The organism is Parabacteroides sp., assembly GCF_977054455.1.
Window position 1 is genome coordinate 1 of the sequence record NZ_CDRTCT010000046.1, and the last position, 18,378, is coordinate 18,378.

The 18,378-nt window shown below is 43.8% G+C and carries 13 protein-coding genes and 1 tRNA gene; 4 read left to right on the forward strand and 10 right to left on the reverse strand.

Translation table 11 applies throughout. The features are described from left to right. Positions 1-649: 649 nt before the first annotated feature. Positions 650-1,654, reverse strand: coding sequence for an Rpn family recombination-promoting nuclease/putative transposase (locus tag ACW6QF_RS17835; protein WP_456088786.1), 1,005 nt, complete (start codon positions 1,652-1,654; stop codon positions 650-652). 787 nt (positions 1,655-2,441) lie between these two features. Continuing rightward, positions 2,442-2,515: transfer RNA gene (locus ACW6QF_RS17840), tRNA-Met, on the reverse strand. A 198-nt stretch (positions 2,516-2,713) separates the two neighbouring features. Between ACW6QF_RS17840 and ACW6QF_RS17845 the strand changes: the two genes are divergently transcribed. The 4 genes from ACW6QF_RS17845 to ACW6QF_RS17860 all read left to right on the forward strand — a co-directional run bounded on the left by ACW6QF_RS17845 (position 2,714) and on the right by ACW6QF_RS17860 (position 7,597). After that, positions 2,714-3,097: an START-like domain-containing protein gene (locus ACW6QF_RS17845; protein ID WP_298551231.1), complete on the forward strand. Its 384-nt coding sequence runs from the start codon at positions 2,714-2,716 to the stop codon at positions 3,095-3,097. 101 nt (positions 3,098-3,198) lie between these two features. Continuing rightward, entirely contained in the window at positions 3,199-5,133 is a 1,935-nt protein-coding gene (locus ACW6QF_RS17850) for an LptF/LptG family permease (protein WP_456088787.1), read from the forward strand. Positions 5,134-5,160: 27 nt separating this feature from the next. Further along, on the forward strand, positions 5,161-6,378 hold the full coding sequence (locus tag ACW6QF_RS17855; protein WP_298551234.1) for a bifunctional 3,4-dihydroxy-2-butanone-4-phosphate synthase/GTP cyclohydrolase II: 1,218 nt from the start codon (positions 5,161-5,163) through the stop codon (positions 6,376-6,378). 25 nt (positions 6,379-6,403) lie between these two features. Then, positions 6,404-7,597 (forward strand): pyridoxal phosphate-dependent aminotransferase, encoded by a 1,194-nt coding sequence (locus ACW6QF_RS17860; RefSeq protein ID WP_456088788.1) that lies wholly within the window; start codon positions 6,404-6,406, stop codon positions 7,595-7,597. Between the two features lie 107 nt (positions 7,598-7,704). On the opposite strand, the gene tsf is transcribed toward ACW6QF_RS17860, so the two are convergent. From tsf to ACW6QF_RS17900, 8 genes are all read right to left on the reverse strand, one after another. Then, positions 7,705-8,694, reverse strand: a complete 990-nt coding sequence (gene tsf / locus ACW6QF_RS17865) for a translation elongation factor Ts (protein WP_456088789.1) — start codon at positions 8,692-8,694, stop codon at positions 7,705-7,707. 149 nt (positions 8,695-8,843) lie between these two features. After that, complete coding sequence (gene rpsB / locus ACW6QF_RS17870) at positions 8,844-9,686, reverse strand: 30S ribosomal protein S2 (protein ID WP_005637640.1); 843 nt, start codon at positions 9,684-9,686, stop codon at positions 8,844-8,846. Positions 9,687-9,827: 141 nt separating this feature from the next. After that, positions 9,828-10,214, reverse strand: coding sequence for a 30S ribosomal protein S9 (gene rpsI, locus ACW6QF_RS17875; protein WP_005637642.1), 387 nt, complete (start codon positions 10,212-10,214; stop codon positions 9,828-9,830). Positions 10,215-10,219: 5 nt separating this feature from the next. Further along, entirely contained in the window at positions 10,220-10,675 is a 456-nt protein-coding gene (gene rplM / locus ACW6QF_RS17880) for a 50S ribosomal protein L13 (protein ID WP_186931513.1), read from the reverse strand. A gap of 278 nt (positions 10,676-10,953) precedes the next feature. Then, positions 10,954-11,895 carry an Rpn family recombination-promoting nuclease/putative transposase gene (locus ACW6QF_RS17885; protein ID WP_456088790.1) on the reverse strand — a complete coding sequence of 314 codons (942 nt, stop codon included), beginning with the start codon at positions 11,893-11,895 and terminating at the stop codon, positions 10,954-10,956. Positions 11,896-12,212: 317 nt separating this feature from the next. After that, the gene (locus ACW6QF_RS17890) at positions 12,213-13,517 is read right to left on the reverse strand and encodes a fimbrial protein (protein WP_456088791.1); all 1,305 of its coding nucleotides are present in this window, start codon (positions 13,515-13,517) and stop codon (positions 12,213-12,215) included. Between the two features lie 13 nt (positions 13,518-13,530). After that, on the reverse strand, positions 13,531-17,208 hold the full coding sequence (locus tag ACW6QF_RS17895) for a BACON domain-containing protein (RefSeq protein ID WP_456088792.1): 3,678 nt from the start codon (positions 17,206-17,208) through the stop codon (positions 13,531-13,533). A 28-nt stretch (positions 17,209-17,236) separates the two neighbouring features. Continuing rightward, positions 17,237-18,307: a hypothetical protein gene (locus ACW6QF_RS17900; RefSeq protein WP_456088793.1), complete on the reverse strand. Its 1,071-nt coding sequence runs from the start codon at positions 18,305-18,307 to the stop codon at positions 17,237-17,239. Positions 18,308-18,378 lie beyond the last annotated feature (71 nt).

The window sequence follows — 18,378 nt, forward strand, 5'->3', positions numbered from 1 at the left end:
ACGTTTTGGTGCTTTCTTCCGAAAATGTCAAAAATTCGGAAAACGTGGCTGCAAACGAAGGAGAACAAACGAATATCGTTTTTGACCTTTCACGCAACAATATCAATATTAACGTTTCAGACTGGGGCACTGTTGTTCAGTACGTTACAGTCGGATAATTCGACCCTCAATTTTTTATATGCAATAGGCGCACATTCGGATGGTTCCGAGTGTGCGCCGCTTTTTTACAAATAGGCGATTCTCCGTGATAGGAATACCAACCAATATGATACAAATACAATCGTTAATTAGTATTTAAGCTGATTATAAGCATTTTACGATATCACAAATAATACGAATACAGCACCCGTATGACATATTTACCACGCATAAAAAAGCGATTGATCATGTAACTTTGTAGCAAGAAATAACACAATACAATTTGTGAAATTTTACCCTATACTCTGTTTGCACGAATCCCTTAATTCTGCAAGCAAACCTAATTAATATAACCGTGAGGTTACATAATTATCATAAAAGTCCAGACTCTCTGTTTCTTTTTAACGAGAACAGATAATCTGGACTTTTTCCTGTTTACCGATAGCCATAATTCAGGCACAGATTACACAGAGATCTGTGCCTTTTGCGTACAAGAGACGGATAGCCTCCCTTATAAAGACAGGATTATTTCTTCGCTCAAGCCGGTGCACTTTGCAATGGTAGCCATGTCCACACCCGTATCTTTCATCCTGGCAGCAACTTGGCGCATGCCTTCGGCAAGGCCTTCCGCTTTTCCTTTCGCCTCACCTTCAGCAAGACCTATGGCTTTTCCTTCGACGATTCCCTCGGCTTTACCTTCCGCTTTGCCTTCTGCTTTCCCTTCTATTCTCCCCTCCAATTTGGCCGTGTCGATCACGTCGTTTTGGATCATGATGGCGTCGAGATGGCGGTCGTAGATAAGGCGTTCCTGGGGCGACATGGAGTAGTATTTCAACTTCTCGCGTGCCTCTTTCAGTCCCGGTGCGGTCGTATCCGGACGGATCGTGCCGTCTTTCAGGTATTCCATCCATTCGTCCAAGGGCGTGAGGGCCACTTTGTCGAACTCGTTCACGCGGACCAGGATATATTCGGGGAAGATTTCGGCGGGAAGGTGCGAAACGATCACATCGCGTTCACGCGTATTGACACGCAAGTGGTCGCCCGTATGCACGCCGACGAAATGGTTCTGGCCGTGATAGATATAGTCCGTCCCGATGCCGATGTCGAAATAGAGGATGCTGATGGAGTAGACTTTCTTTATCTTCTCGTAGCCTTCGCCAAGCGAGATATGTTCGGTGATGGCTTTCGCCACGCCGTAGAGGATGCGTTCCAAGTAATGCAGTTCGCGTGTGTTCTGAATCTCGACGATAATGATCTCCCCTTTGCTGTTCAAAGCTTTGATGTCGACGCGGTTGTACTTGTCGTCGGCACTTTCCTGGTTGCCTTCGCTTTCGAGGATTTCGACGATCTTGATCTCTTCGTTCAGCATGACGGTCAGGAAACCGTCGAGCACGTCGAAATTGGCCTTCTGGCGCAACAAACGCTTGATGGCCCAATCAAAACGGATATACCTGTCCTGCAACTCTCTTCTTTCCATCTCTTCTATGATTTTCAGATCCGATTCTTCCTTTTTCATAGTTACTGTTTTTTAGTTGTTACTTAATCCACAAATATACATATTATTTATGAACGGGAGTGCGGATCGGGAAGAATGTTCCGGATATTTTCAAAGGTGAAACAGGTGAATACCGATTTATCTGCGCCCGTCTATGGTAGGCGAATACACACCCTCATATTACCACTTATTGTAAATAAATTATTATTTAACATTTAAACAAGCCAATAAAGGAAAGCTCCAAAGGGTGCTTTTGGAAGGGAAGAAAAAGCTTTTTTCAGTCATTTGCCGGATTTTCGCCACGAAGACCGTCTTCATTGCCACGAGGACGGTCGCCATTGCCCACGAAGACGGTCGCCGTCCACCATGAAGACGGTCGCCACGGTAACGACGACCGTCTTCATGGCGAAAAACTGCGCACCTCATGTGAAATAGACAGGAAAATCCAGGAGCATAATCGGGACATCCTCCGGCTTTACCCGGAAATATTCGATTCTCCGGGAGTTAAGGATTATCACATTGTCACAATTTCCTTGCTTAAACGACAATACAGGACAAGTATCCGGACAAAATGCCAACTCCATAATGCTTATCATCATCAAACAAGCCTCCGAGCCGAACAAAATGTAACAAAAAATACGAATCGGATTTTCAGATGAAATAGCCGAAAGAGGCAAAATGGGGGTTATTGTCTACTTTTTTCTTAGAGCCTGTTTAAATTTTGCTCGACACCGCTTCGAGATTACCGGTTATTCGGTTAACCACATAAAAAAAACACCTCCGCAATATTGCAGAAGTGTCAAATTTGTAGCGAGACCCGGGATTGAACCGGGGACCTCATGATTATGAATCATGCGCTCTAACCAGCTGAGCTATCTCGCCATCATGTTGTCATCATTTCCTTGATTGACGCTGCAAAAGTAGAGCTTATTTTTATATTGTGCAACACTTTCATGAAAAAAAATTCAATTATTTTCGGGAGCTTCCTGTTAAGATCTTAATTCAGAGTTGCTTTTTTTGAAACAGATTTGGCAGATATCAATTCTTTTATTATCTTGCTGCCAATAAACACAATGAAAGATGAAAAAAGAGAAATTTCATATCGAATACATTTTCGATAAAGTTTCACGACGAAGCTTATGGAATCACCTCACTACTCCTCCAGGGTTATCCGCCTGGTTCGCCGATGATGTTATTATCAACGGTAACATGTATGTTTTTAAATGGAACAAAGCCGAACAGGAAGCGGAAGTACTGTCTATGAAACCGGAAATGAGCGTTCGTTACCGCTGGACGGATGAAGAGGATGAAAATGCCTATTTCGAATTCCAGATCCACAGCCATGAACTGACAGGATCGACTTCTTTGCAAATAACGGATTTTGCCGAGCTGGATGAAAAAAGGGATTCTATCGATTTATGGGACACGCAAGTAGAAGAACTGAGGCGTACGCTCGGTATTTAGGTTGTTTTAGTGATTTCCGTTAGCGATCATATCGTTTTTTCACTACTTTTGCGCCGTCAACCGGATAAGCAATGTTGAAAATAAAACGATTATATACATTTATGCTGCAGACTTTCCTGCCGTTGTTCTTGATGACCTTCGGTATCTGTCTGTTTATTGTGCTTATGCAGTTCCTGTGGAGGTACATTGACGACATGGTCGGGAAAGGTCTGGGGATTCCTGTTCTGGCGGAAATGTTTCTGTATGCCGCCCTATTCCTTGTGCCGATGGCACTCCCGCTGGCCATTTTGCTTGCCTCGCTTATGACGTTCGGGAATCTCGGCGAACGATTGGAATTGTTGGCTATGAAATCGGCGGGCGTTTCACTGGTCCATATCATGCGTCCGCTGATCATCACCATCAGTATTATAAGTATCGGGGCTTTCTTCTTCCAGAACTATGCCATGCCTGTCGTGCAGGTCAAACTCTACACGCTGCTTTGGTCCATGCGTCAGAAATCGCCGGAGTTGGATATTCCGGAAGGGGTTTTCTATAGCGAAATCACCGGATATAATGTATATGTAAAGCATAAAGACACCAAAACGGGGCTTCTTCGCGACATGATGATCTATGACTATTCCGAGGGATTCAACAAGGTAAGCGTGATGGTCGCGGATTCGGGTCGCCTGAAAACTTCGGCGGACAAAATGTTCCTGGTCCTTTCCTTATTTAACGGAGAATCTTTCAGAAGCCTGGACAAGCAATCGAGCACTACGGGCACAAAAAGTTCCGTTCCCTACCAGAGGGAGACCTTCAAAAGCCGGGATATCCTGATCGAATTCGATGCAAACTTCTCACGGACGGACGAATCGTTCATGCAAAACCAGTTTATGGGTAAAAACATGCATGACCTGCAAATCTTCATTGACTCCGTTTCCGTACGTTTAGACAGCATACAAAACGTCAATGCCAAGAACGTTTACGAAACTTCATACAAAAAGACGCTTAAGAAGCCGCAAGACATAAAACAGAATAACGTAAAGGACGCACCGAATAGCGAGAAATCCGATACAAAGGCGACACCGGAGGCCAAGAGGGACGAGCCGGTAATCGTCATGAACTTCGACAGCCTCTACCAGGCAGAAAATCCCGGAAAGAAGGCGACTATCCTGACACGTGCGAAATCGAGCATCGAAAATATGAAGGCCGATTACTTCTTCAAAGCAGCCACTATCGGAGACGAGGCCTACAGGGTGCGCCGCCATTTGACGGAATGGCACAACAAATTCACCATCTCGTTTGCTTGTCTGGTCTTCTTTTTCATCGGCGCACCGCTTGGGGCCATTATACGAAAAGGCGGCTTGGGGACTCCGGTGGTTCTTTCCGTTCTCCTTTTCATATTCTATTATGTTATCAACAACATCGGCTTCAAGATGGCCCGCGACGGCGTATGGGAAGCATGGCAGGGAATGTGGTTGAGTTCCGCCGTTTTGGCCCCGTTAGGTATCTTCCTGACTTATAAAGCGGTCAACGACTCCGTCATCCTGAATGCCGATACATACCTGAATGCCTTGAAAAATATATTCGGGAAACGTTCGGGCAGAAAAGTTGAAATGAAAGAGGTGATCATGTTCAACCCGGATTACGGGCAGATCATCCCCCGCCTGAAACAACTGGCAGAAGAAAGCAATGCCTATCTGGCCGCCCATAAACGGTGGACAAACTATTTCCGTTTCTGGAAACAGGGCGGTCGCGACCATACGGCCGAACAGTTGGCGGCAGAAATGGACGGCATCATCGAAGAGCTGTCCAATTCGGACCAGAACTTAGTCTTGAACAAGCTGATGGACTACCCGGTCATAAGCGGCTACAACCAGATAAATGCAAAAATAAACGGAAAAGCAGGGTTGGCAATCGGCCTCTTTTTCCCGATCGGGCTTCCGGTTTATCTGCTTGCCACGTACCAGCGCAAACTTTTGCGGCACGATATCAAAACGGTACAAAAGACAAGCAATGAACTGATTGACATAATTGAAAAATTACCCGTATCTTTGTGAAATAAGAAATATAAGTAAAACGAATATATGAGCGAAATCAAATTAAACACCATTGAAGAAGCTATTGAAGACTTCCGCGAAGGAAAATTCTTAATCGTTGTCGATGATGAAGATCGCGAAAATGAAGGTGATTTTATTATTGCCGCCGAAAAGATAACTCCCGAAAAAGTAAACTTCATGTTGAAAAACGGTCGTGGCGTACTGTGCGCACCGATCACGGAAGAACGTTGCCAGGAATTGGAGCTCGACATGCAGGTGGCAAACAACACCTCTTTGCTGGGGACTCCCTTTACAATAACAGTAGATAAATTAGGAGGCGGCTGCACGACAGGCGTTTCGATGTTCGACCGCGCAGAAACCATCCTGGCGCTTGCCGATCCGAAAACCAAGCCGTCCGACCTGGGCCGTCCGGGACATATCAATCCGCTCCGCGCCCGTTCGCGTGGTGTCCTGCGCCGTGCCGGACATACCGAAGCTGCTGTCGACCTGGCACGCCTCGCCGGTCTGTATCCGGCAGGTGCACTGATCGAAATCATCAATGAAGACGGGACCATGGCCCGCCTGCCCCAACTGATCGAGGTAGCCAAGAAGTTCGATATCAAAATCATCTGTATCAAAGACTTGATTTCGTATCGCCTGAAAACAGAATCGATCGTAGAAAATGGCGTCGAAGTAGACCTCCCCACCCAATATGGCCACTTCCGCCTGATCCCTTTCCGCCAGAAAAGCAACGGACTGGAACATATCGCCCTGATAAAAGGCAAGTTCGAGCCGGACGAACCGATTCTGGTACGCGTACACTCTTCTTGTGCAACCGGTGATATCTTCGGCTCCATGCGCTGCGAATGTGGCGAGCAGTTGCACAAAGCCATGCAACGTATCGAAAAAGAAGGCAAGGGAGTAATCGTCTACCTGAACCAGGAAGGACGCGGCATCGGGCTGATGGAAAAGATGAAAGCCTATAAACTTCAGGAAGACGGTCTGGACACTGTCGATGCGAACTTGCATCTCGGACACCAGGCCGACGAACGCGATTACGGCGTCGGGGCCCAGATCCTGCGCCACTTGGGCGTCACCAAGATGCGCCTGATGACCAACAATCCCGTCAAGCGCGTCGGACTGGAAGCATACGGGCTGACGGTCGTAGAAAACGTTCCTATCGAAGTCGCTCCGAATCCTTACAACGAATTTTACATGAAGACGAAAAAGGAACGCATGGGACACGTCTTACACAATATCAAATAATTCATAATTACATAATAACACTATCATGACACAAGTATCAGCACGTTTAGCAAGTTTGTCGCCTTCCGCAACATTGGCGATGTCCCAGAAGAGCAATGAATTAAAGGCCCAGGGAGTTGATGTTATCAACCTGAGTGTCGGAGAACCCGACTTCAACACCCCCGAACCGATCAAGGAAGCGGCCAAAAAAGCGATCGATGAAAACTATTCCCGTTATTCTCCCGTAGCCGGTTATCCGGCTTTGCGCAACGCCATCGTTGCCAAGTTGAAAAACGAAAACGGATTGGAATACACAGCCAACCAGATTTCTTGCGCAAATGGTGCCAAACAATCCGTTTGTAATACAATCATGGTATTGGTAAATCCGGGCGACGAAGTGATTATCCCGGCTCCGTTCTGGGTCAGCTATCCGGAAATGGTGAAATTGGCCGAAGGAAAACCCGTGACCGTTGCGGCCGGTATCGAACAAGATTTCAAGATCACCCCGGCACAGCTGGAAGCGGCTATCACACCGAAAACAAAGGCGTTGATCCTCTGCTCCCCGTCTAACCCGACCGGTTCGGTCTACAGCGCGGAAGAATTGGCAGGCCTGGCCGAAGTCCTGAAAAAACATCCGGAAATCATCGTGATTGCAGACGAGATCTACGAACATATCAACTACATCGGTAAGCATAACAGCATCGCACAGGTAGACGGAATGAAAGACCGTACCATCATTGTCAACGGTGTTTCCAAAGCCTATGCCATGACCGGGTGGCGTATCGGTTTCATCGCCGGACCGGAATGGATCGTAAAGGCAGTAAACAAATTGCAGGGACAATACACTTCAGGCCCGTGCTCCGTATCGCAGAAAGCGGCAGAAGCTGCCTACACAGGCTCACAGGCTCCGGTCGAAGAAATGCGCCAGGCATTCGAACGCCGCCGCAACCTGATCGTCGGCTTGGCGAAGGAAGTTCCGGGATTCGAAGTAAACCAGCCGGAAGGCGCTTTCTACCTGTTCCCGAAATGCAGCTATTACTTTGGTAAGACCGACGGCACACGCACGATCGAGAATGCCGACGACCTGGCCATGTACCTGTTGGAAGTCGCCCATGTCGCTTGCGTTGGCGGTACCTCTTTCGGCGCCCCCGAATGCATCCGCATGAGCTACGCTACCAGCGATGAAAACATTGTGGAAGCCATCAAGCGTATCAAAGAGGCTTTGGCCGCATTGAAATAAGCGTTACATACAAATCAGGCACGGTGGAATCCGTGCCTAAAAATAGAAAAGGAGATGTTCATCACAAAACACCTCCTTTTTTTTATTCTGTTCTGCCGAAGCAAAAATTATTCGGCACGCAAAGTGAAGCGTTTGAATGCCAGGATCTGCAATTCAGGATCAGCTTCCTTCATCGTTTCTCTTACAGTCTTCTTGCTATCCATGATATCTTCCTGGTTCAGCAAGCAAACTTCCTTCAAGAACTTGCCAAGACGGCCCTTAGCGATGTTCTCGATCATCTGCTGAGGCAGGTTTGCAGCTTTTTCAGCTGAAACAGTAGCGATGATTTCTTTTGCCTTGGCAACATCTTCAGCCGTGATCCAGCCTTTAGCCATGTTGCTTTCCATGTGGTCCTCGCTATCTACGTGCGAAGGATTGATTCCGGCTTTTTTCAGGGCAGCTTCAACAGCTTTCTGCACCTGTTCAGCCTTTGTCTTTTCGATAGCCACCTGGATTTCCTGTTCTTTTACAGATTCAGGGACACCGGATTCGTCGATAGCGATCGGGTTCATGGCAGCGATCTGCATAGCGACGTTGTGAGCAGCCTCTTCAGATTCCTTGTTGAATGCGACAATCGTACACAACTGGTTCTTGCCCATGTGGTTGTAAACAGTGGTATAAGCGCCTTCCACTACGTTATAGCCATCCAACTCCATCTTTTCGCCTGTGATACCGCTACGGTCGGTAACAGCATCCTGCACAGTGCCCTTCCCCATCGGCAAAGCCTTCACTTCGTCCAGAGTCTTGCACTTGTTAGCCACAGCGGCATCCAGGATAGCCTGAGCCAGTGCGATGAAATCTTCATTCTTAGCCACGAAGTCAGTTTCGCACTTCAAAGCGATGATAGCAGCGAATTCGCCGTCTTTCTTTGCCAATACGCAACCTTCAGCAGCGTCGCGGTCAGAACGCTTAGCAGCAATAGCCTGTCCTTTTTTACGGATAATTTCCATTGCCTTTTCGATGTCACCGTCAGATTCGGTCAAAGCCTTCTTGCAGTCCATCATACCGGCTCCGCTCATTTTGCGCAGCTTGGTAATATCAGCCATAGTTACAGCCATAATCTTATTTCCTTATTTATTAAATGTTTACTTTATTAATAGACAATGGACAATTGACAATTGACAATTCAAGTCAAAAGCCAATTGCCCATCGTTTCATTTTATGTTTCTCTTAATTTTCAATTGTCAATTATCAATTGTCAATTGAATTACTCTTCGTCCTTAGCGAATTTGTCAGCAACGTTAGCGTTCAGCGCTTCGTCGTCTTCCTTCTTAGTACGTTCTTTCTTTACAGCCGCTTTCGCTTTGCGTTCTCTTTTAGGAGCTTCGCCTTCGCCGGCAGCTTCCGTATCGATCTTTTCAGCTTTACGTTCCTGCAGACCTTCGTTCATTGCTTCGCAGATAGCGCCCAAGATCACTTCTACAGATTTTGTAGCGTCGTCGTTAGCCGGGATCACGTAGTCGATGTTGTTCGGGTCGGAGTTCGTATCAACCATACCGAATACAGGGATACCCAGACGGTTCGCTTCGCGGACTGCGATATGTTCTTTCATTACGTCAACAACGAACAAAGCGGACGGAAGACGAGTCAGGTCCACGATAGAACCCAAAGTCTTTTCCAACTTAGCACGCTGGCGAGTGATCTGAAGTTTTTCTCTCTTGGAAAGATTATCAAATGTACCATCTTTTGTCATCTTATCGATAGTAGCCATCTTCTTGATAGCTTTACGGATAGTCGGGAAGTTGGTCAACATACCACCCGGCCAGCGTTCGATCACGTAAGGCATACCTACTGAAGAAGCCTTATCGGCGACAACTTGTTTAGCTTGTTTTTTAGTAGCAACGAAAAGTACTTTCTTACCCTGTTTTGCCAGGTTCTTCATTACTTCTGCCGCTTCGTCTACTTTAGCAACTGTTTTATATAAGTCAATGATATGAATACCATTGCGCTCCATGAAGATATAAGGAGCCATTGCGGGGTTCCACTTTCTTTTTAAGTGTCCGAAGTGTACGCCAGCTTCTAATAACTGATCAAAATTAACTCTTGACATTGTTTTTTTCTTAAAATCGTTTACTTTCTTTTGTTTAACTCAATCATCAGGTAGTCCTCCCGTATGTCAGCATATAAAAAGAATCCTGATAATTTAGATACTAAACGCTTTGCTATACTTGTAAGGGACTCACAAATAAGATTAACGTTTACTGAACTGGAATCTCTTACGAGCTTTAGGACGTCCCGGTTTCTTACGTTCAACAGCACGCGGGTCACGAGTGACGAAACCTTCTGCGCGAAGAGCGGATTTGTCTTCCGGATTGATCTTAACCAGTGCGCGGGCGATAGCCAGGCGAGCAGCTTCAGACTGTCCTTTGAAACCACCTCCATCGAGGTTGATCTTGATATCATATTGTTCTGCAACGTTCAGCTTTGCGAGCGGCTGCTTAACAATGAACTGAAGGATTGTAGAAGGAAAGTAATTAGCCAGATCACGTTTGTTGATAGTAATCTTTCCTGTACCTTCGCTTACGAATACGCGAGCAACTGCTGCCTTACGTCTTCCTATTGCATTTACTACTTCCATTGTGATTATTTATATGAGTTTATATCGATTAATTTAGGCTGCTGAGCTTCGTGTTTGTGCTCTGTTCCTGCATATACATACAGATTTTTCAACAGTTTGGCACCCAGACGATTCTTCGGAAGCATACCTTTCACTACTTTACGGAACAGACGGTCGTCACCTTTAGCCTGCAAATCAGCCGGCGTGTAAGCGATCTGTCCACCGGGATATCCGGTATATCTCAAATAAATACGATCGTTCCATTTGTTACCTGTCAGAACGATTTTGTCTGCATTGATGATAATTACGTTATCACCACAATCAACGTGCGGAGTAAAATTGGGTTTGTACTTACCACGCAAAAGCTTCGCTACCTTTGCGCAAAGGCGTCCCAAAGTCTGTCCTTCGGCGTCAACAATGACCCACTCTTTGTTTACAGTTGCTTTGTTTGCAGAAATGGTCTTAAAACTTAAAGTATCCACTTGCTTAAAAAATTAATAAATTAATAACTCTAAAAAACAAGAATCCAATCCCCGCGTGCGCTGTCGCTACGGACACTTGACGCAACAACGTGCTAAGAATTAAACTCTTAGTACAATTTTGATAATATTCGGCTTGCAAAGGTACGGTTTTTCCGCAAAACACAAAACTTTTCGCAGAAAGAATTTACACAAGTAGGTCAATTACAGGAAAAAAAGGTCCGGCAACCTGCAAGCTACCGGACCTTCGCCTATTAATCTTCTGCAAACGATTATTCCAACTACAATTCCGCAATCGTCCGGGCATCCAGGCCGGTACACTCCATAATGGCAGTGACCTCCATGCCTTTTCGTTTCATATTAAGGGCCACTTGGCGGACACCTTTTTCCAGCCCTCTTTTCAGTCCTTTTTCCAGTCCTCTTTTCAATCCGTCTTCCAGTCCTTTTTTCAATCCGTCTTCCAGTCCTCTTTTCAATCCGTCTTCCAGTCCTTTGTCCACCCCTTCCTGATAGCCTTTCTCTATTGCATAATCCCACGTGTTCTGATTGTCACGATAGACTTTCAGACATTCTTCATACTCCATCCGTTCTTTTTTGTTGAGATTAACAATCTTAGCCAACTTTTCAAGTCTCTCGAACAAAGCCTTTTGACCTTTGAATGGTATTGTTTTTAACTGTTCCATATATTTCAATGTATAAAGCCAATAATCCAAACCCGTTTTACACTCCTCCTCTTTCTTATCGAAAAAAGGCATCTCAATAAACACTTCGCGCAGCAGGTTACTGGCTTGGCAACCTGTTTCACGATTCGCGAGCACAATATCCGTACGCACCTTATCATTTTTACCCGACTTGAAGTTCAGGAAAAAGATGCCATAGACGGGACATAAGGAGAAGTTCCATTGTTCACCTTTCCTGTCCTGATCACAGATCATACGACAAAGATAATATAATCCTCGTTCAAAAAAATAAGTTTGCAGTGAATTCTGGACCTCAACGATAAAAACAGCCCCATCTTTATCCTTACATTTCAGATCGAACACGGCATTGCGCCCATCGGGGCAATCAGCAGGAGCTTCCACGTTCATAAAAGACAGTTCAACGATCGCACGTTCACCTTCCAAAAGGTCATTCAACAGATCAATCAGAAGCGCCTTACTGTCCTCTCTTCCGAAAAGGAGTTTAAAACCACGATCCACAAAAGGATTGATAAATATAGCCATAGTTATATGGTTTTAGTTGTTGATTATAAAAAAGAAAGAAGATTCATTCCCTCTTTCCTTACCGGCAAAGATAACATTTATTTGGAACAGCCCATAGGCTATGCATCAAAAAGTTATATTTTGCCCCCAAAAACACCTCCCTGTCCGGAAAGACACACACAACCTCCCTTATATCACAAAGGGCACGAAGAAAATCTCCGCGCCCTAAGCTACCTATATCCCGTTAAGGATTGGTGTATGTAAGTTAAATGAAAAAATATAGGCTTAAATCATTTTGACACAATCGATAAAATATTTTTGTCGAACGGCATTGCCAACTATATCTTGATCGTTATGATCTTCCACAAAGTCCCAGCTTTCACATAAAACTTTATACTACGGCCAGAAACACTATTCGTATCCACCCACACCCAAGTGAAGCCTACCTTATCAGCTTCTCCACTCGAAGGTGATGCAGATACGCCTGCCGGCAAATCGATTAAGGCCCAACCTCCGGGTACGTCCGTATAAACTTTCAACAAAACCGCTTTGCTGCCGCTTGCCGGAAGTTGGAAAGTAGAAGCATTGACAGCCAGATAATGTTCTCCATCCGTCGTAGCTTCGTTCATACCAGATGCTGCATCCGTAATTTGGATTGTAGTCGGAAGATTTCCTTGTTCTCCGTTAGACGCCGGATTAGCTGCAGCTTCACTGGAACTGGTATAACCGATAGAGCGTACACCGGAAATCGTAAACGTATATATATGGTTACGCAGCAAACTGACTGGATCACCGTCTCTGTCCAACATATCTAATCGATAATAACAAGTACCAAAACCTTCATAAGAGCCTTTGATAATCAAATAAGCATTTGTAGCTCCCGTTCCGTTTTCCGATGTTTCCGGGACATAGAAAGTGGCTGTAGAATTTGTTTCCACTTGCAGTAGATTATGACCAACTCCATCAGGGATGGACGGGCCTGTCACCTTGTTTACGCCATTCCAAACATCTGCATTCGGAACAATTTTTCCAATAGAAGATGCATTATGGAATGAAACTTCCTCTAATGTAAAATTCAACACTTCATCTGTAATATTAAGCTTCACAGCGGCCATAGACCGAAGCATTGTTACAGAAATAGAAGCTGAAGACGATACTTCTGCCACCGTGCATTCTCCCCACATAGGTATAAGCGGCACGCTACTTGCAGATTCCGGGCAAGTGAATATCATTGAAGAAAGGAAAGCCTCCTTAGATACTCCGATTTCGGCTCTATCCAAAAGTTCTTTACCCTCTTCCCCGATATTAGCCAGAAAGACCAAATCTACTTGTTGTTCCACAAAAGGCAAATTCACTGCAACGGTCTTTTCTGCACCGATCTCATCTTTATTTGTAATAGAAGAGGCTTTTGCAGACGTTTGATACCCTTCTGAAGTAAACATCAATACATACAAATCATTGATCCGGTTCTCATCAGCAGTAGCCGCACTCTTTGTAGGAAGGCTTAAACCCGGCATCTGCAGATTAATCGTCACCTGGGCTTTCTCCGGCAATACCGGAGAAGGCTGGTCTTCATTTGTACATGCAACTAAGGCAAGAACAAATGTTAATAGGTATAGTATATTATATCGTTTCATCATCATAAGTTTATATTATTTAATACCCTTGTTTAACAGTCAATACAACAGTCTCACCTGTACTGAATTTAAATGTAATAAAACCATCTCGAGAGCCTTGTAAGACGTGATAACCTGCTGTGACTGTCAATTTTTTATTACCTTGCCCCGAATTAGCACTAATTTTAACCCAATTATCAGAATTATTAACCGTTGCAGTCCACGTCACATCCGATTCACATTTTATGGAAATAGTTCCACTAAGACTCGACCAAATACCATTATAATTATCCACATTCAACGGATTCGGCGACACACTCGGGCTTGTTCTTCCACTTTGTGTAACATTAATCACTTTTGTTTCAGAACCATTTGAAACCCTGACAGCACCAGACTTCGTATCGTACGTTGTATTCTTTACCGCGGTAAATGTTACAATCTTTCTGGACGCATCACTATTGGATGTTGGAGAAGCTGTAAGCCAATTGGGAGATTCCGTAATGGTCCAACCATTTGTCGCTTCTATCGTTGCAGTCTGACTACCACCAGCAGCGGCAAAAGTCAGAGTACTCTTCGATACTTCAAATACGGAAGCAGCCTGTTTTACAACTATTGTCTTTGTCAAATCTGTACTTTTCTGTTTAACAACAACATTATATGAACGTGAACTTGTTATCGACGGGTTCGGAGCAACCGTGAATGTCACTGTTTGGGCAGCATCGCTTGATGAGCTTGTCATATTTGCACTAATCCAATCCGGCAACTGAGTAATAGTCCAACCTCCTCTTGATTCGATCGAAACATTTTGTGCACCACCAACAGCTGTGAAATTCAGGGAAGTCGGATTAACGACAAACTTCGAAGACAACTTATTCCGATTGACCGTTACAGGCAATTCCTTTCCGGTATCTTTCAACCGAATCACTAACGTTGCAGACGGGACATCGTCATAATTGTTATCCGGTGCCACCAATGTAAGCGTCTGCCCGGAACCGCCGTCCGCTTTTCCTTCCTGAGGTGTTACATAGAACCATTTTGCTCCCGGATCGACAACTTCCCAATCTTCATTGATAGAAGTCAATTTAACCGTTTGACTCGCTCCGGCAGTACCGGCCAATGTAACAGTAGACGGAGATATTGAACTCAAATCGCTATAGTTCTTTTTGATATCTTTCACACAACGGACAGAACCGGCGTATTGGGTTTTAGCAGCCAAACTACCCGTTTCATTCAGTTGATGGAGATGGCGGCCATTACCACTACTGCTTTCCGTTCCATGTAGAAACATTGCAGCAGGACGTATTTGATTACCATTATCAATCTTAATTGGCGAATTTGTCCATACAATACTATTTACACTTAACGAATTATGCCTATCTACCAATGCAAATTTACTCATATCTCCATCATAAACACCGCCTAAAGGCATCCAAGTAGAGTTATCTGTTGGCTCTTGGTAGTATCCTCCCCCAGACGTCATTCCTACAGGTTCATTATTATTTGAGTCATATTTTATCCAAAAGCCATAATACTCTGCATTTTCAATATATTTAGCACTACCATTTCCACCACCATTCGCTCCATGACGATCTCCAATATTATTAGGAATATACCAGTTATTTGCCCCCCAATTAATTTTGTAAGAATTTTGATTTTGTGTCTTAAAAATAAATGCATCTACAGGTGGAACTCTATAACCTATAGGACAAGGATCATAAATGGTTTTATTTCCGGCATTTGTTGCACTATTACCAATATTTAAAGTCATACCTTGATCTGTACCCCACAGATAATGCCCATTTACATCTATTTGACATAAGCCATTAGTCAATATTATTGTAGGATTCTTTATACTGAAATTCAAATCGCCATTTCCTGCTTTCCACTCGTAAAGTGTTCCATCAGGTGCATTGTACATTTTTGTATATGCTTTTTCTGTAGGCTGTCCTTTCTTGTTAGCACCATCAATTTTACCGGCTCCTATAAAGGGATCTTTACGTCCCCATTGATATAAAAGTCCTAAAGATGCGATTCCAGGTTTACTGGAAGTTGCTCCAAGATAGCGATCCAAAAATGTATATCCAGTAATCCATTCTTCTTCATGCTTTTCCATTCCATCGTCAAAATCCGGAACAACCCAAATATGCCATGACCATATCAATTCGCTCTTTTGATATGCCCCAATCAATGCATTGCCACCAATAAAGCTTTTATCTTCCCCAACGGGGTTGACTGTATAAGAAATAATCCCATTATTAGGTATTCCATTACCCTCAATAGTCACCAACCCTTCCGTTGTTTCCCAAATAATCGCAACTTTATCCGGATTCAATTCCGCAGTTGCACTAAACTGTCCGGACAAACCTTCGGCTGTCAAACCATCCGATCCATTTCCTTTCAAATTCACAAATAGCTGTTGAGTTCCAACCTCCGAAACGATATAACAGTTTGCCGTAGCCTCTTCCTTTTGTCTTACTATTATTTTTTTCACTAACTGGCCGGCACGAATACTGACAGAACCTTCTTTTTTAGCTCCGACATTTCTTTCCGTAGTCGTAATTTTCAAATTTTCACCATCAATTTCTGCAGTAAACCAATTGCCAACAGTCTCGTCTATCTTCCATCCATCTTCATGATCAGTTGTAACTTTCACACTTTCCGATGCTCCTTGTGCTGCCACAAAAGCAATCGAACTCTTATCAACCGTCAGTGAATATTGTGAATTCGGATTTTTCATCGTCACGTCACTCCAGGCTTCGATCGTTACATCACAATCCGATTCGCCCGAGCCGACGCGTTTTACATTTACATTATACGTATGATTACGCAGAACGGCCAATTGCCGATTATTTTGTTTAAACTCTACTTTATATGATTTGGCTATACCATCTATCGTACCCCGTACCTTCAGATAAAAACCATCTTGAACAGATGCTTCCGGCACATAAATCTCATTTTTATAAGAACGGATTGTATCGGCTTCGGAATCATTCACTGAATAACTCAACGGAGCACTCGATATACCGGCTCCGGAAACAGGAATAGAAGGTACGCTTACGTTGCCAGTAGAAGTTATCACATCGCCTATCGGCGAGCAATAACCGCCCGTACGTGAATTATAGACCTCTATTCCATTCATTTTAAAGTTTTGTCCGGCCGCAATAGTCAGGTTTACACGCGCCAAAGCACGCAGCAAATTCATTTCCATCGATGCCGTAACAGGGCCATTCAATTCGCCCCACATCGGGAACGGACGAAAGCCATCCTCTCCTTTAGAAACAGCAGGCCACGTACTACTTACTGTATAAACTAAACGCCGTAAAAAAGTTGTTTTATCCTCATTCGCAGACGGTAGAGAAAAACTTAGTCCTTCCTGCGTCATATTTGCTAAAGCAACAACAGAAACAGTTTCGCTTGTTGTTCTCAATTGTACCTTAGCCGTTTTTTTGTTCACATCTTCTGTATCCGTAATAGACTGTGCTTCATTTCCATACAGAAACCGGCCCTCACTATCAAAGACTAACACATACAAATTGTTCACTGCTGCTTCATCGGCCTCTCCCATCGCTTTTGTAAGAGAAGAATTAGACAACGCAGGCGTCCACAAATTAAGCTCAGCAACTACCGCTTCTCCGCTGATAGCCGGCTTATCTATCAAATCTTCGTCCACACACGAAGTTAGTAATAGAACCAGTATTAACCCTAACCATTTTTTCATATCCCTAATTATTTATTTTTTTCTTTTATCAAAACTCTACATCCAAATTCACATCAACCCAGTCCAATACGTTCGTTGTAAATGTAATACCGCTTCTCAAAGACATATCTACATTCACTTTATACAACCAGGACGATTTAACATACTCATGATCAGCACTATTACCCGGCTTATTGATTACGTAAGGTGTTTTTGTTGTATATTCAATATCACCAACCGTATAAGTAATGCTCATAGTAATCGGAGAATTTTCTAATTGGTTAGAAAAAGTATAGAAACGTGGTATTTCTGTTAAAGCGATATTCCGTTTATCTTCGCTTGCTGTTGCATCATAAACTTTAAATCCGCCATTTTCAAAGGTATATGTTTCTGTCTCCAACTGAGGAGTTGCAACATAAGTATTGCCTGTGTAAATTGTCGTGTTCAGATTTGTCAATGTTACGCTTTTCACTACCACATCAACCGGATCTGAATTTTCAATAAATTCAACCACATTAAATGAGTTCAAATCTATCCGAGCGCTCAATTGAGAGACAGTAACCGGATCAACCATGACCGGATGATTACTGGATTCCACGGTAGAGGTATATCCTTTAAAACCTGATTCAAAAACAACATTTCCCGTACCCACTTTAACCAATGCATCTTTGTCATCTTGCAATACATTGTTAATGGCGGTTAAGTTAGCAAGTCCTGCAAACGTTTTATCAGAATTGGCAACCACCATCACTTTATAAGGACTTGGAGTTTTAACCTTTACCATATACTTTACCGTGTCCTTGCCGGCAGCCGTTTTGACGATCACATTATCACTGTTCACATGAACATTATCATCGGCAATCAATACATTATCGCCATCAAGCAAAATGATCGAACATGACTTAATTTCTTTTTCTGCTTTATCCGGATCTTGTGTAGTGTTTGCTTTAGTCGCTGCCAATGACTGCCTATCAATACTAAAACCGACATAAACATCACCCTCTTCTATTGTAGGAATTTGCGCATTCCCATTCTGCCCGTTCAGTACATCATCTTCCATCGAGCAAGAAAATACCAGACAGAGGAAACAAACCATTGATAATATATTTTTCAGCTTCATACTTGTATATATTTTATCGTTTAACTTTATCTTGTTGTGTTTTAATTTTATGACGTAGTTCTAATAGGACT